Origin of the sequence: Sulfuricaulis sp., from assembly GCF_040901545.1 — a bacterium.
GTDB lineage: Bacteria > Pseudomonadota > Gammaproteobacteria > Acidiferrobacterales > Sulfurifustaceae > Sulfuricaulis.
Genome location: NZ_JBBDYL010000008.1, coordinates 34,748 through 49,135, shown reverse-complemented (window position 1 = coordinate 49,135; position 14,388 = coordinate 34,748). Strand labels below are relative to the sequence as shown.

General features: G+C 57.5%; 14 protein-coding genes. 9 read left to right on the top strand and 5 right to left on the bottom strand.

The window, feature by feature from the left end:
• Positions 1-545 precede the first annotated feature (545 nt).
• Complete coding sequence (locus tag WD823_RS02505) at positions 546-746, bottom strand: DUF2905 domain-containing protein (protein WP_368427904.1); 201 nt, start codon at positions 744-746, stop codon at positions 546-548.
• Complete coding sequence (locus WD823_RS02500; protein WP_368427903.1) at positions 743-1,900, bottom strand: patatin-like phospholipase family protein; 1,158 nt, start codon at positions 1,898-1,900, stop codon at positions 743-745. Before WD823_RS02500 ends, WD823_RS02505 begins: the two co-directional genes overlap by 4 nt.
• 422 nt (positions 1,901-2,322) lie before the next feature.
• On the opposite strand from WD823_RS02500, the gene WD823_RS02495 reads away from it, so the two are divergent.
• Together WD823_RS02495 and hflD are read left to right on the top strand one after the other, a co-directional pair.
• A complete protein-coding gene (locus WD823_RS02495; RefSeq protein ID WP_368427902.1) occupies positions 2,323-2,583 on the top strand; it encodes a metal-sulfur cluster assembly factor in 261 nt (86 codons plus the stop codon).
• A gap of 114 nt (positions 2,584-2,697) precedes the next feature.
• On the top strand, positions 2,698-3,342 hold the full coding sequence (gene hflD / locus WD823_RS02490; RefSeq protein ID WP_368427901.1) for a high frequency lysogenization protein HflD: 645 nt from the start codon (positions 2,698-2,700) through the stop codon (positions 3,340-3,342).
• Positions 3,343-3,389: 47 nt separating this feature from the next.
• Here the strand turns inward: hflD and gatB are convergent, their stop codons facing one another.
• The 3 genes from gatB to gatC all read right to left on the bottom strand — a co-directional run bounded on the left by gatB (position 3,390) and on the right by gatC (position 6,683).
• Positions 3,390-4,823, bottom strand: coding sequence for an Asp-tRNA(Asn)/Glu-tRNA(Gln) amidotransferase subunit GatB (gene gatB / locus WD823_RS02485; RefSeq protein ID WP_368427908.1), 1,434 nt, complete (start codon positions 4,821-4,823; stop codon positions 3,390-3,392).
• 84 nt (positions 4,824-4,907) lie between these two features.
• Positions 4,908-6,365 (bottom strand): Asp-tRNA(Asn)/Glu-tRNA(Gln) amidotransferase subunit GatA, encoded by a 1,458-nt coding sequence (gatA, locus tag WD823_RS02480; RefSeq protein WP_368427900.1) that lies wholly within the window; start codon positions 6,363-6,365, stop codon positions 4,908-4,910.
• Positions 6,366-6,395: 30 nt separating this feature from the next.
• Complete coding sequence (gene gatC, locus WD823_RS02475) at positions 6,396-6,683, bottom strand: Asp-tRNA(Asn)/Glu-tRNA(Gln) amidotransferase subunit GatC (protein WP_368427899.1); 288 nt, start codon at positions 6,681-6,683, stop codon at positions 6,396-6,398.
• Positions 6,684-7,050: 367 nt separating this feature from the next.
• Here gatC and WD823_RS02470 point away from each other — a divergent pair, with 367 nt between their 5' ends.
• From WD823_RS02470 to WD823_RS02440, 7 genes are read left to right on the top strand one after another with little or no spacing between them, the layout of a single operon-like run.
• A complete protein-coding gene (locus WD823_RS02470) occupies positions 7,051-8,094 on the top strand; it encodes a rod shape-determining protein (RefSeq protein WP_368427898.1) in 1,044 nt (347 codons plus the stop codon).
• Positions 8,095-8,154: 60 nt separating this feature from the next.
• Positions 8,155-9,012, top strand: a complete 858-nt coding sequence (gene mreC, locus WD823_RS02465) for a rod shape-determining protein MreC (RefSeq protein ID WP_368427897.1) — start codon at positions 8,155-8,157, stop codon at positions 9,010-9,012.
• Complete coding sequence (gene mreD / locus WD823_RS02460; protein WP_368427896.1) at positions 9,009-9,500, top strand: rod shape-determining protein MreD; 492 nt, start codon at positions 9,009-9,011, stop codon at positions 9,498-9,500. Before mreC ends, mreD begins: the two co-directional genes overlap by 4 nt.
• A gap of 3 nt (positions 9,501-9,503) precedes the next feature.
• On the top strand, positions 9,504-11,390 hold the full coding sequence (mrdA, locus tag WD823_RS02455; protein ID WP_368427895.1) for a penicillin-binding protein 2: 1,887 nt from the start codon (positions 9,504-9,506) through the stop codon (positions 11,388-11,390).
• Positions 11,383-12,510 carry a rod shape-determining protein RodA gene (gene rodA / locus WD823_RS02450; protein ID WP_368427894.1) on the top strand — a complete coding sequence of 376 codons (1,128 nt, stop codon included), beginning with the start codon at positions 11,383-11,385 and terminating at the stop codon, positions 12,508-12,510. The genes mrdA and rodA overlap by 8 nt, the downstream gene beginning before the upstream one ends.
• Before the next feature lie 6 nt (positions 12,511-12,516).
• A complete protein-coding gene (gene mltB, locus WD823_RS02445; RefSeq protein WP_368427893.1) occupies positions 12,517-13,509 on the top strand; it encodes a lytic murein transglycosylase B in 993 nt (330 codons plus the stop codon).
• On the top strand, positions 13,506-14,387 hold the full coding sequence (locus tag WD823_RS02440; RefSeq protein WP_368427892.1) for a septal ring lytic transglycosylase RlpA family protein: 882 nt from the start codon (positions 13,506-13,508) through the stop codon (positions 14,385-14,387). The genes mltB and WD823_RS02440 overlap by 4 nt, the downstream gene beginning before the upstream one ends.
• The last annotated feature ends 1 nt before the right edge of the window (position 14,388 follow it).

Here is a 14,388-nt window from a genome sequence, read left to right as displayed (position 1 = left end):
ATCTGTCACGCCCGAACCGTTATCTTGTACCACAGGATGGGATATACAAGGCGGAGTATTCATGGAAATCCGGTGGACTTCCATGCCGCCGAACGGGCGCGCCGCGGATCGGCGCACCCCGGGCGCGAAGGAAGCTTGCGCGCGCTCCGGGGGGAATGGTTTTGGTGACTGTTGCCGAAAACATAATTTGTCGGGAGCAAAATTGGACGCGCTTCAACGCACCCGCAGGGCGAAGACCAGGGATGGTCTGAGTCCAAAGTCACCTGCCGTGGGTCAGCCACCCACAAGTATGCGTCGCCGAAGGCGACACAAAACCACCCCTCTCCCTAATTATTCCCGCCGGGGCGCAAGAAAATCGCTTGCGCCCGTTCGGCGGCGTGAATGTCCACTGGACATTCACGACAACTCCGCCTCACCTCCCGCAAGGGGAGAGGGGATTAAAAGTCAAAAGCCGCCTTTCGGCGGCTTTTGGTTATTTACTGCCTGGATTCCCGCTTACGCGGGAATGACGAGTAAAAAGCTTTCGCCGGGGTGACAGCAACCGACTATTTCCGAAACAACCAGAAAATCGCCGACACCACCAGACTGACCACCACCATGGTCGTGATCGGAAAATAAAACCGGAACCCCTCCCGCTCAATCACGATATCTCCGGGCAGGCGTCCCAGTCCGAGCTTGCCGAGCCAGGGCCAGGCCAAGCCCACGATGATGAAGACCACACCGAGCGTAATGAACAAGCGCGTCATTCGGACGGCACCTCCAGAAATTGCACAATCTCGTCCTTGCGGGTCATCGCGTCCTTGTAGCCCAGGTCGATCAATTCACGACAATACGGTCTTTCAAACAACAGGTAACTGACAAGATTCGATCCGTTGCGGTTCAAGAATCCAAGCCCGCGCAGCAGGTAACGGATCGTCCGCGGCAGGTGGTGCGCGTGACGCGCGGCGATTTTTTCCAGATTCTCGCTCGGAGCAATCACCAGCACATCGACATTTCGCAGGGTGACACCGGCCTCGCGCAACTGTTCCGCCGGAATCAGACCGATGGTCTTATTGATGCGCAACAACCGTTCGATATCCCCCTCGAGGCTGTCGAGAAAAATACTGTTCAGCACGTGTCCGGCGATCTGCGCGATGGAAGGATATTCGTTCGTCTCGGTTCGCGACGATAGGGTCTCGCTTTCCAGGCGGACGCCAACGACGAGTACACGATCGGCGCCCAGATGGAGCGCGGGGCTGATCGGCGCGATCTGGCGCATGGAACCGTCACCGAAATACTCACGGTTGATCTTTTCCGCCGCGAACACAAACGGAATGGCTGACGAAGCCATGAGATGGTTAATCGTGATATTGGCGGCGCTGCCTACCCGCCGCGCACGTTTCCAGGTGGCAAGCGAGGAAACGCCCTGGTAAAACGTCACCGACTGTCCCGAACTGTATCCCGAAGCGGTTATGCTGAGCGCATGCAGCACCCCGGCGTTGATGGCGTCCTGAATCTTGACGAAGGGCAGCGTTTTGTACAGCAATCGGCGCAGCGGCGTGCGGTCGAGCAGTGAATGCGGATTGCGCTGCCCCAACCCGCCCAGCACGACGACGGCAAACCAGCGCAAACCGTTCGCTATCACCCCGAACGCATCGGCCCGAAAAACCTGGTGCACGTGAAAATTCCGCCACACGTATACCAGCCGTCGCACCCCTTCGCGAAAACAGGGGGCATAGATCGCCAACGTGGTCGCATTGATCGCTCCCGCCGACGTACCGCTGAGTATCGGAAACGGGTTTGAAATATCCGGGGGCAGCAGCTCGGCGATGGCCTTGAGCACGCCCACCTGGTAGGCCGCCCGCGCCCCGCCGCCGGCCAAAACCAGTCCCACTTTGGGTTTGTCCGCTTTATCCTTCATGCCGTTGCGCCGGAAGGGCGTTGTCCTGGATAAGTCATTCTGGGAATGGTTTTTCCAACCGTTGATTAATCTCGCTTCCGGTGCTCATTATTATAGTCAACACGGAAAAAACCAACTTAATCCGCAACCGTGCAGTTTCCGGTTTGCAGGAACTCCAATATCCTTTGGATTTCGATAAATCCCGCACCACAGAGAATTCCTCGCCGCTGCTCTCCGTCGTCGGCGGCAAACCTTGGGCGGCAATGGTGGGTTAAATGCCTGGTCTGCTTGAATCGATACCGCGTCCGCCGGACATCCATGGTGCGGTCATGGCGGATCAGGCGGTCGATCGCCACGTTAGTTGATGATCGCAATCAGGTAAGCGGTACAGGCGTGATTCGATTTGCTAGACTATATCCTGATTACACAGGTGAGGACGCCCAATGAGCCAGCCCGTCACGGAAGCAATGGTCTACGATGCACTGAAGCAGGTCGTCGATCCGGAGCTGAGACACAACATCGTCGAACTGGGTTTCATCCAGGACATGGACATCATCGACGATTATGTCCATCTTGAAATACAGCTCACCACGCCGACTTGCCCCTATGCCGACAAAATCATGGAGCAAATCAGGCTTGCCGTCCAGGGGATTGAAGGCGTAAACCGCGTCGAGGTCGAGCGCGCCTGCATGCGGGCATCCTAACCCGCGCACGGCCTTGCCGGCATGATCGCGCCTGGCTTTTTTCTTGCGCGCGGATCGGATAATTTAGTCCGCTAGACTTCCTCCCCGGGCAAATTGCTTCGATTCCGGCTATTCATGAACGCAACTTGTAAAGACCGGACGCTCGCCCTCGCCGGTGTGTTTCAGGCCGCACGCCTCACGCAACAGCTGGCGCGGGAAGGTCGCATGGATCTTCCTGCTTTCACAACGAGTGTCCAAAGCCTGATGATCATAGACGCGCCCGGAACGGAAGCGGTCTATGGCGGCCATCACGGGCTGAAACTCGGCCTGGGCCTGCTGCGGGACAAGCTGGAAGGAAAAACCGGCGCAGGCGATGTCGAGATCGCCAAATACGTCATCGCCATGATTCACTTGGTGGGGAAGCTGCGCCGTAACATGGATATGCAGGAGGCCATTCGCCGGGGTATCGAGGCCGCGCGCGAACAGGTGAAATTTTTTGGAACCGCGGCTGACGGAGAGGGTGCGCATCCGCGGTTGATAGAAAAGCTGGCGGAACTCTACACCCAGACCATCAGCACCCTCACGCCGCGCATCATGGTCAACGGCGAGCACGGCCATCTGGGAAATCCGGTCGTCGCCGCCAAGGTGCGCGCGGCGCTGTTCGCCGGCATCCGCTCGGCGTTTCTCTGGCATCAGCTCGGCGGCAATCGCTGGCAACTGCTTTTTAGCCGTAAAAAAATCGCCACTGAAGCGGGAAAAATTCTGCGCGGAACCGCCTGAGCTGAAAATCCCGCTTCCCGGCCAGATCCGTAAACAGGTTTTTACCCTCACGCGCCAAGTTTTTTTCTGAGCAGCTCATTTACCTGCCGGGGATTGGCCTTGCCCTGCGTGGCCTTCATCACCTGGCCGACGAAGTAGCCAAAGAGCGCCTCCTTGCCGTCACGGTATTGTTCGAACTGTTTCGGGTTTTTGGCGATGATCTCCTCGATCACCTTCTCGATCGCGCCGGTATCGGTGATCTGCTTCAGGCCCTTCTTGGCAATGACGGCGTCGGCGTCACCCTCGCCGTTCCACATGGACTCGAAAACTTCCTTGGCGATCTTGCCGGAAATGGTGTTGTCGGCGAGGCGCCTGAGCAGGCCCGATATCATCGGCACGGTCACCGGAGAAGCGGCGATTTCCCTGTTGTCACGATTCAGAAACGCCGCGAGTTCTCCTGTAATCCAGTTGGCGGCGATCTTGGGATCGGCTTTGGAATCGCGCAGTACCTGTTCGTAGTAATCGGCCAGCTCACGCGAGGAGGTCAACACGCCGGCGTCATAGGCGTTGAGCCCATAATCCTGCATGAACCGCGCGCGCTTGGCGTCCGGCAGCTCCGGCAGGGTTTTTTCCACACCACGGATAAAATCCTCCGTGATCACCAGCGGCGGCAGATCGGGGTCGGGGAAATAGCGGTAGTCCATGGCCTCTTCCTTGCTGCGCATGGAACGCGTGACGTTCTTATCCGAGTCGTACAGGCGGGTTTCCTGCGCCACTTTGCCGCCGCCCTCGATCAGGTCGATCTGGCGCCCGACCTCGAGTTCGATGGCCTTCTCGACGAAGCGGAAGGAGTTGATGTTCTTCAGTTCGGCGCGCGTGCCGAGCTTTTTCTCGCCCTTGGGGCGCACCGACACGTTGGCGTCGCAACGGAACGAGCCTTCCTGCATGTTGCCATCGCAAATTTCCAGGTAACGCACCAACTCGTGCAGTTTTTTGAGATAGGCCACGGCTTCCTTCGCCGAACGCATGTCCGGCTCGGAAACGATTTCCAGCAGCGGCGTGCCGGCGCGATTGAGATCGATGCCCGTCATGCCGTGAAAGTCTTCATGCAGGGACTTCCCGGCGTCTTCCTCGAGGTGGGCGCGGGTGATTCCGATCCGCTTCGGCACGCCGTCCACCTCGATGGTGATGTTTCCCTGCGTCACGATCGGCAATTCATACTGGCTGATCTGGTATCCCTTGGGCAAGTCGGGATAGAAGTAATTCTTGCGCGCGAACACCGACCGGTGATTGATTTGCGCGCCGATGGCCAGCCCGAACTTCACCGCCATGCGCGCCGCTTCCCTGTTAAACACCGGCAACACGCCGGGCAGCGCGATATCGACCGCGCAGGCCTGGGTGTTCGGCTCGGCGCCGTATTTCGTGGCCGCGCCCGAAAACGCCTTGCTCCGGGTAAGGAGCTGGGTATGGACTTCAAGGCCGATGACGGTTTCCCATTCCATAAATTCAGTGGCAAGTGACAAGTTGCAAGTAGCGAGAAAAATCACCCATATCTTACACCCTTGCTACTTGCAACTTTCCACTTGCTACTCATCGAATCCCGGAGGGATTCGATTGTGCCAGTCCGTCACTTGCTGATAGCGATGCGCCACATTGAGCAACCGCGCCTCGTCGAAATATTTTCCGATCAATTGCAGGCCCACCGGCAGATTCCGGGAATCGAAACCCGCGGGTATCGACAGTCCCGGCAGGCCGGCCAGATTGGTCGGAACCGTGTAAATATCGTTTAAATACATGGCCACGGGGTCGTCGCTCTTTTCGCCAATTCTGAAAGCGGTGGTCGGGCTCGTGGGACCCATGATGACGTCACAGGTTTCGAAGGCCTTGCGAAAATCCTCGGCAATCAGGCGGCGCAGCTTTTGCGCCTTCAAATAATAAGCATCGTAATAGCCGGCCGACAACGCGTAAGTCCCGATCATGATGCGCCGCTTCACCTCGGCGCCGAAACCCTCGGCGCGGGTTTTGCAATACATGTCCAATAAATCCGTGTAGTCCTTGGCGCGCAAGCCATAGCGCGCGCCATCGAAGCGCGACAGGTTCGAAGACGCCTCGGCCGGAGCCAGGACGTAATAACACGGAATCGCGAGTTGACTGTTGGGCAGGGTCACATCGACCACCCGCGCGCCGAGTTTATTGAATTCCGCAATTGCGGATTCAATCACCTTCATCACTTCAGGATTCAGGCCCTGGCTAAAGTATTCTTTCGGCAATCCGATGCGCAGTCCCTTGATATCGTTATTGAGCGATTGCGTGTAATCCGGTACCGGCTCATCCACCGAGGTCGAATCGCGCGGGTCGAACCCCGCCATGACATTCAGCAGCAGCGCCGCATCCTCGGCGGTGCGCGCTATCGGTCCACCCTGATCGAGCGAAGACGCAAACGCGATCATGCCGTATCGCGAGATGCGCCCGTAGGAGGGTTTCAATCCCGTGAGGTTGCACAGCGCCGCCGGCTGACGGATGGAGCCGCCGGTGTCGGTGCCGGTGGCGGCCGGGGCGAGGCGCGCCGCCACCGCCGCGGCCGAGCCACCGGAACTCCCGCCGGGCACCAGGGCGGGATTCCACGGATTCTTGACCACACCATAATAAGACGTCTCGTTCGATGAACCCATGGCGAATTCATCCATGTTTGTTTTTCCGAGACACACGACGCCGGCTTGATTGAATTTGTCAACCGTCGTCGCGTTATAGGGAGCGACGAAATTCGACAGGATCCTGGAACCGCAAGTCGTCAGCCAGCCGTCCGCGCAGAAAATATCCTTCTGGGCGACGGGAATTCCCGTCAGCGGATTATTCGCCGCCCTGGCCAACCGCTCGTCGGACGCCTTGGCCTGGGACAGCGTGCGGTCCGCATCCACCGTGATAAAGGCATTCAGGTCTTTGTATTTATCAATCCGCTCGAGGAACAGCCGGGCCAACTCGACACTGGAGATTTCCTTCCGGCGCAGGGCGGCGGAGAGCTCGGCTACGGTTTTTTCGATCATGGCTGGCGCTTGACGTTCCGGGCGTAAAAACTACTCTATAACCTTGGGAACAAGATACAATCCGGCCTCGACCGCCGGTGCAATTCGCTGGAATTTCTCGCGCTGATTCGACTCGGTAACGGCATCTTGGCGCCACCGCAACCCCGCCTCGTTCGGGTGCGCCATGGGAGCGACGCCATCGGTATTCACGGCATTCATCTGCTCGATCAAGCCGAGGATGCGGGAGAGAGTCTCGGCGTAGGCAATGGACTCTTGTTCAGTGATATGCAGTCGCGCCAGAAGCGCGATTTTGCGGACCTGCTCGCGAGTGAGGGACATGGAAATATATTCGGACTCTGGGTGTTGGCCGCTTCGGTGCTTGCGACATGCGCGGCGTTCGTGCTTTCCTGAAGACCGCAAATTACCATATTCATCCCGCCGGTTGAACCGCCCGACCGCGGTTGATAGAGTTAGCGCGGATTATTGAGGCGGAATGCAACAACTTGAATATGTTCGTTCAGTCGCTTCCGTCCTGGCCCCGGAGCGTAGTCGTCTTGCCGCCTCGATAATCGAAAACCCATATGATTTTCTTATTGACCCGGCACTTCCTCGCTATCACCGAAGCCATGAGCTACCTGTGACGGGTTGCCTATATTCAAGTACAATCGTGCCAGTTCAATAACGGCTTCAAGGTAGAATCCGCCTCATGTTCAAAAGCCTCCGTGGTATCTTCTCCAGCGATATCGCGATCGATCTGGGCACCGCCAACACGCTGATTTTTGTGCGCGACAAGGGCATTGTCCTGAATGAACCTTCGGTCGTCGCCATTCGACAGGATTTCACCAGCCGTAACAACCGTTCCATTCTTGCTGTCGGACACGAAGCCAAGAAAATGCTCGGCCGCACGCCGGGCTCGATCCAGGCGATCCGGCCGATGAAGGAAGGCGTGATCGCCGATTTCACCATCACCGGCGAGATGCTCAAGTATTTCATCCGCAAGGTGCATGAGAATCGTTTGTTTCAACCCAGCCCGCGCATCGTCATCTGCGTTCCCTGCGGCTCGACCCAGGTGGAGCGTCGCGCCATCCGCGAAGCGGCGATGAGCACCGGCGCGCGCGAGGTATACCTGATTGAGGAGCCGATGGCGGCCGCCATCGGCGCCGACCTCCCGATCATGGAACCGACCGGTTCGATGGTGCTCGACATCGGCGGCGGAACCAGCGAGGTCGGTGTCATTTCACTGGGCGGTATCGTGTATTCGCATTCGCTGCGTGTCGCCGGCGACAAGATGGATGAAGCCATCGTGAATTATATCCGCCGCAAATACGGCCTGCTGATCGGCGAGGCCACCGCCGAGAATGTGAAGAAGGAAATTGGGACCGCGTGGGAAGGCAGCGAGGTCAAACAGATCGAAGTCAAAGGCCGGCATATTGCCGACGGCGTGCCGCGAGGCCAGGTTCTCACCAGCCAGGAGGTGCATGCGGCACTTTCGGAATGTCTCGCGGGTATTATCGGCCTTATCAAGCTCGCGCTCGAGCAGACACCACCGGAACTCGGCGCGGACATCTCCGATAAGGGTCTCGTCGTGTCGGGCGGCGGCGCGCTGCTGCGCGATTTCGACCGCATGCTGTCGGAACAGACCGGTTTACCCATCATCATCACCGAAGATCCCCTCACCTGCGTGGTACGCGGTTGCGGACGGGCGCTCATGGAGGCCGAAACACTGGGCGATGTATTTGTGTACGAATAATCGCGCGTTTCGCTCGTTTCCCCCTGCCGCCGGCAATGCATCTCCCCTGCTGAGCGCCGTATGATCAACATTTTCGGCCGATCCTTCGGGGCACCGTCGAATTTAACCCGGCTGATCCTGCTGTCGATCCTTTCGGGGACACTCATGGTCCTCGACCACCGCGGACATCATCTCGAGAAAATACGCGCCGGCTTGAATCTTCTGGCCTATCCCGTGCAGGTGATTGCGGCCGCGCCAACCCAGGTTTTCCACGGAATCGCGGATTTTCTCACTACTCGCGGGGCGCTCCGCCGGGACAATGAAAAATTGCTGGCCGAAAGACAACTGCTCCTGGCCAAATTGCAGAAATTCGAAACCCTGGAAGAGGAAAATCGCCGTCTGCGCCGCATGATCGGCAGTGCCACGCAGGTGACAGAAAAAGTCCTGGCCGCGGAACTGATTGAAGTCAGTTCCGAACCTTTTACGCGCAAGATAGTGGTGGCCAAGGGCAGTCAAGATGGCGTCTATGTCGGGCAATCGGTCATCGATGCACACGGCATCATGGGCCAAGTTACCCAGGTTTCAAGCCGCGTCAGCCGCGTAACCCTCATCACCGACGCGGGTCATGCCATTCCCGTGTTCGACAATCGGAGCGGACTGCGGATGCTGGTTTTCGGAACGGGAGATCCGGACAAGTTGAAAATTCCTTATCTCACCGCCTCGGCCGACATCAAGGAAGGCGATCTCCTCGTGAGTTCCGGCATGGGTGGAACATTCCAGCCTGGGTACCCCGTGGCACACGTCGTCAAGATTATTAACGATTCGAACGAAGCGTTTCTCACCGTTACCGGGAAGCCGACGGCGCAACTCAACCACGGCAAGCAGGTCATGCTCATCTGGGGAAACAAACCGGCGCGATCCGGAGACACGCGAAAATGACGTGGAGTCCCGATAAGCGCCGCCGGGTAACGCTGATCGGCACTTTTTCCGTGGCCCTGATTCTGACAATCATGCCGTTTCCGGTTTGGGCCGAACCGTTTCGCCCTGACTGGGTCGGACTGGTGCTGATTTACTGGTGTCTTGCGATCCCGGATCGTGTTTCCGTGGGCACCGGGTGGCTGCTGGGTTTTCTCCAGGATGTCCTCTACGGCTCCCTGCTGGGAAGTAATGCCATCGGCAAAACGCTCGTGGCGTTTCTGGCGGTGAGGCTGCATTTACAGCTGCGAATGTTCCCGCGCTGGCAACAGGCCGTTTCGGTTTTCGGTCTGCTGATCACCAATCAATTGCTGGTGCTGTGGATTCGCGGGGCGATCGGCCAGGCACCGGAAACGTTCAGCTACTGGACACCGAGTATCGTCGGCGCGTTGTTGTGGCCGTGGTTGTTCATTATCTTGCGCGATTTGCGCCGACGGAGCGCCATTTCCTGACACATGCTTAACATCCCGATCAAGGACCATTTCCGGGAAACCCGGCTGTTCAACGCACGACTTTCGATAATTGGGATAGTTGTGATAACGCTGATCTTGGCGCTGCTGGCGCGCCTGGTTTACCTGCAAGTATTCGCACACCGCCATTATGAAACGCTGTCACAGGCCAACCGCGTCAAGCCGGTTCCAATTCAACCGCCTCGGGGCATGATTTTCGACCGCAACGGGGTGATTCTCGCGCAGAACTATCCGGTGTATACGCTGGAGATCATTCCGGAACAGGTCGATGACATGAATGCACTGCTTGAGGAGTTGGGCCGAGTCGTGAACTTGAACGAGGCGGACCTCAAAAATTTCCGCAAGCTGCTGCGCGAACGGCCGCAATTCGAAAATATCGTGCTGCGTTCACATCTGACCGAAGAAGAGGCGGCCCGACTGGCTGTCAAACGTCCGTATTTCAACGGCGTGGAACTCGAGGCGCGCCTGCGACGTCATTACCCGCTTGCCGGTCTCGGCGTGCATTTTCTGGGTTACGTCGGCCGAATCAACGAACAGGAACTGGAGAAGATCGACAAAAAGTCCTACCGCGGCGTCGATTACATCGGCAAATTGGGAATCGAAGCGAGTTATGAAAAATCCCTGTTGGGACAGGTTGGGTTTGAAAAGATCGAAACCAATGCACACGGGCGATCGCTGCGCATCCTTGAACGCATCAGTCCGGTCGCGGGCAAAAACCTTATCCTGAACGTCGATGCGAAACTTCAAGCACTGGCGGAGCAGGCGCTGGGCAAGCGGCGCGGGGCGGTCATCGCGTTGAATCCGGCCACCGGTGCCGTGCTCGCGTTTGCCAGTACTCCTGTCTACGATCCTAATCCTTTTATCAAGGGAATCGATCCGGACTCCTATCAGACCTTGACCAACGACCCGGACAAGCCACTGATCAACCGCGGAATCAACGGGCAATATGCCCCGGGCTCGACCATCAAGGCGTTTCTCGGCCTGGCGGCGCTGGAGCTTGACGGATTCGAGCCCGACGCGCCGATCGTCTGCCCCGGGTGGTTCACCCTGCCGCCTAGCTCACACGTCTTTCGCGATTGGAAAAAGGCCGGGCATGGCGCGGTAAATCTGCACGATGCGGTGGTGCAATCGTGCGATGTATATTTTTACAAGCTGGCCGTTGCCATGGACATCGATGGCATAAAGCGATTCCTTGCGCCGTTCGGTTTCGGCTCCAAAACCGGCGTGGACCTGATGAACGAAAACGAAGGCTTTTTGCCTTCGCGGGAATGGCGCGCCGCGCGCGGGGAAAAATGGTATCCCGGCGAAACCGTTGTCTCCGGCATTGGCCAGGGTCCGATACTCGCGACCCCGCTGCAACTCGCTTCGGCGACTTCGGCGCTGGCGAATCAGGGCATCCGCATGAAGCCGCAGCTGGTGCGCGCCATCGTGGACGCGAAAACCCAGGCCGCGCGGGAAACCGTTCCCGAGGCCTATGCACCGATTCCGCTCAAGGACAAACGGCACCTGGAAATCCATATTCAGAATCTGACCGACGCAGTTCACACTAATAAGGGAACCGCCTATGGCATCGGTCACAATGCCCCGTACAAAATTGCCGGCAAGACCGGGACGGCGCAGGTAAAGAGCGTGCCCCAAGGTCAGACGTACAGCGAAAAGACCACCCCGGAGCGACTCCGCGATCACGCGCTGTTCGTGTCTTTTGCGCCGGCCGATGAACCCAAAGTCGCCGTGGCCGTGGTCGTCGAAAATGGCGGTCATGGAAGTTCCGCCGCTGCTCCGATTGCAAGAAAAATCATGGATTACGTGGTTCTGGGTAAAATCACCGCGACACCGCCTGTTGCCGCTCCGCTTCAGGAAAATATTGAATGACAATAAAACGTCTGTCTTCAACAACGACCAACGGGCAATCGACATGAATTGGGAACGGATGCATCTCGATAAAAGCATGTTTTTCGCTCTGGTCAGCCTGGCGATGATCAGTCTGTTCGTGGTGTACAGCGCCAGCGCCGCGGATCTCGACGCGACCCTGAATCACCTGATGCGCTTGATGATCGGTTTTACCGTGCTGTTCGTGGTGGCCCAGATACGTCCGGAAAACCTCGAGCGATGGTCGCCGTATATTTTCATCGGCGGCATGATCCTGCTCATTGCGGTTCTCGCAATCGGCGTCATCGGCAAGGGCGCGCAACGCTGGTTGTATCTCGGCTTCATCAAGTTCCAGCCGGCCGAAATCATGAAACTCGCCGTACCCATGATGCTTTCATGGTATCTGGCACGGAACATCCTGCCTCCCACACTTTTGCGCCTGGTGACGGCATTTATCATGATGGCGATTCCGGCCTATATGATAATCAAACAACCCGATCTGGGGACGGCGTTGCTGGTATTCAGCGCGGGAATTTTCGTGCTTTTTCTCGCGGGTATGCGTTGGCGGATAATCATTCTGCTGCTTGTCGGGGTCGCGGTTGCCGCGCCATTCGCCTGGAATTATTTGCATGATTATCAACGCCAGCGTGTCCTCACGCTGATCAATCCGGAGGCCGATCCCCTCGGCTCCGGTTATCACACCATCCAGTCCATGATCGCCGTGGGTTCGGGAGGCGTCTACGGCAAGGGCTGGCTCAACTCCAGTCAGGCGCATCTGGATTACCTTCCCGAATCATCCACCGATTTCATATTTGCCGTGTTCGCCGAAGAATTCGGCCTGATCGGCAGCCTGTTGCTGGTGGTAATTTACGCCATCATCGTCACCCGCGGGATACTCATCGCCTACCTCGCCAAGGACACCTACACGCGTCTGCTGGCGGGAAGCCTGAGCCTCACCTTCTTCTTTTATTTTTTCGTGAACATGGGTATGGTCACCGGCATTCTCCCGATCGTGGGCATTCCGCTGCCTATGATGAGTTACGGTGGAAGCTCCATTGTTACGGTCATGGCCGGTTTGGGCATCCTCATGAGCATCCAGACCCACCGCAAAATTACTGAATAAATTCCCATGCGACTATCCATTCCAATAACCCTGGCGATCTGTGGTCTGTCACTCGCGGCGTCGCCGGTTGGCCATGCCCTCGAATTCGAGCAATACCCGGCGCTGCGTTATTTCTCGGCCGAGATGACCGAGAAACACGGATTTTCCCGCGATCAACTCGAAAAAACCTTTCAATGTGCCCGTATCCGCCCCGAGATTGTGAGCGCGATGGAACGTCCCAAGGAATTGTTGCCCTGGTATGAATACAAAAAAATTTTTCTAACCGACGAAAATGTGCGTCGTGGCGTTGAGTTCTGGAAGAAACACGCGGAAGTTTTGGCGCGCGCACAGAAACAATACGGCGTGTCACCCGAGATTGTCATCGCCATCCTCGGGGTCGAAACCCATTTCGGCCGGAACCTGGGCAACTATCCCATACTCGATGCACTGACCACGCTGATGTTGGACTATCCGCCGCGTTCGGCATTCTTCCGCCAGGAACTTGCTGAATTCCTGTTGCTTACCCGCGAGCTCGATATTAATCCGTGCGAGCTCAAAGGTTCCTATGCGGGGGCCATGGGCCTGCCGCAATTCATACCCAGCAGTTATCGCCAGTACGCCGTGGATTTCGATGCCGATGGGCGACGTAATCTGCTCTCGAGTTCCGACGATGCCATCGGGAGCATCGGTCACTACTTGAAAAAACACGGCTGGGAAGCCGGCGCTCCCCTGATCGAAGACGTGCATCTCGAAGGAACGCTGTATTTCTGGATCGAGAAACTCGGATTGAAGCCGGCCTTGCCGGTGAATCAGTTAACCAATTACGGTATTTTTCCGCGCCGGATGGAGCATGCGTCACGGCGCGCCGCGCTGGTTTCGTTCGAAGGAGAATACGGCCCATATTACCTCTTGGGTTACAACAACTTTTACGTCATCACGCGTTATAATCACAGCAAGCAATACGCCCTGGCGGTCTATGAGCTGAGTGAAATGATACGCAAACGCGCGGAGCAGTCATGATGGACCTTCGGTGGATTCCGCCGTTATCGCTGCTTGTTCTGCTCTCCGCCTGTGGCACGATACCACGTAGCGGCGGTTATTTTGAAGACGACGGGCCCGAGGAACGTCCGCCGGTGGATATCGCCGGCATCCCGGATGCCGTGCCAAAATCGGAACCACTGGCCACTTCCGGAAATAAACCCTATGCCGTTTACGGTAAAACATATACGCCGCTCTTTGACACAACCGGTTACCGCGAACGCGGCATTGCTTCATGGTACGGAAAGAAATTTCACGGCAAACGCACCTCGAGCGGCGAGCCATACGACATGTACGCCATGACTGCGGCGCACAAAACACTGCCGCTTCCTTCCTACGTGCGGGTTAGAAATTTGCAAAACGGCCGCGCGATTATTGCGCGCGTCAATGACCGCGGTCCCTTCCTCCACGATCGGCTCATCGATCTGTCTTATGCCGGGGCGGCCAAACTCGGCATTCTCGGCACCGGCACCGGTATCGTCGAAGTCGAGGCCATCCGGCCGGAAGACCCATCGGTGCAAGTCGCTCAATCCCAAAAGCCGGTTATTGAAATCATTCCTTCCGCGGTGGCGGCCGACAGCCCGCCCCGACCCGCCTCCGTTTCAAGTCCGAAGCTCTATCTCCAGGTGGGGGCGTTCAGTCGATGGGATAACGCCATCAATTTACGTGCTCGTCTCCAGCGTGAAACCGAACGTCCCATCTTCATTCTATCGGCACTGGTTCCGAATGAGCGCGCGCCGGAGGCGGTACGCCTCTACCGCGTGCGCATCGGGCCGCTGGCGGATGTGCAGGAAGGAGACCAGCTGTCGGAGCGCGTGACAAAACTCGGTATTACGGATACCCGAATCGTGGTCGAGTGAT

Bases quoted from the DNA above. Each gene is read 5' to 3' on its own strand.
- WD823_RS02505 (WP_368427904.1), bottom strand. From the start codon at position 746: ATGACGCGCTTGTTCATTACGCTCGGTGTGGTCTTCATCATCGTGGGC.
- WD823_RS02500 (WP_368427903.1), bottom strand. From the start codon at position 1,900: ATGAAGGATAAAGCGGACAAACCCAAAGTGGGACTGGTTTTGGCCGGC.
- WD823_RS02495 (WP_368427902.1), top strand. From the start codon at position 2,323: ATGAGCCAGCCCGTCACGGAAGCAATGGTCTACGATGCACTGAAGCAG.
- hflD (WP_368427901.1), top strand. From the start codon at position 2,698: ATGAACGCAACTTGTAAAGACCGGACGCTCGCCCTCGCCGGTGTGTTT.
- gatB (WP_368427908.1), bottom strand. From the start codon at position 4,823: ATGGAATGGGAAACCGTCATCGGCCTTGAAGTCCATACCCAGCTCCTT.
- gatA (WP_368427900.1), bottom strand. From the start codon at position 6,365: ATGATCGAAAAAACCGTAGCCGAGCTCTCCGCCGCCCTGCGCCGGAAG.
- gatC (WP_368427899.1), bottom strand. From the start codon at position 6,683: ATGTCCCTCACTCGCGAGCAGGTCCGCAAAATCGCGCTTCTGGCGCGA.
- WD823_RS02470 (WP_368427898.1), top strand. From the start codon at position 7,051: ATGTTCAAAAGCCTCCGTGGTATCTTCTCCAGCGATATCGCGATCGAT.
- mreC (WP_368427897.1), top strand. From the start codon at position 8,155: ATGATCAACATTTTCGGCCGATCCTTCGGGGCACCGTCGAATTTAACC.
- mreD (WP_368427896.1), top strand. From the start codon at position 9,009: ATGACGTGGAGTCCCGATAAGCGCCGCCGGGTAACGCTGATCGGCACT.
- mrdA (WP_368427895.1), top strand. From the start codon at position 9,504: ATGCTTAACATCCCGATCAAGGACCATTTCCGGGAAACCCGGCTGTTC.
- mltB (WP_368427893.1), top strand. From the start codon at position 12,517: ATGCGACTATCCATTCCAATAACCCTGGCGATCTGTGGTCTGTCACTC.
- WD823_RS02440 (WP_368427892.1), top strand. From the start codon at position 13,506: ATGATGGACCTTCGGTGGATTCCGCCGTTATCGCTGCTTGTTCTGCTC.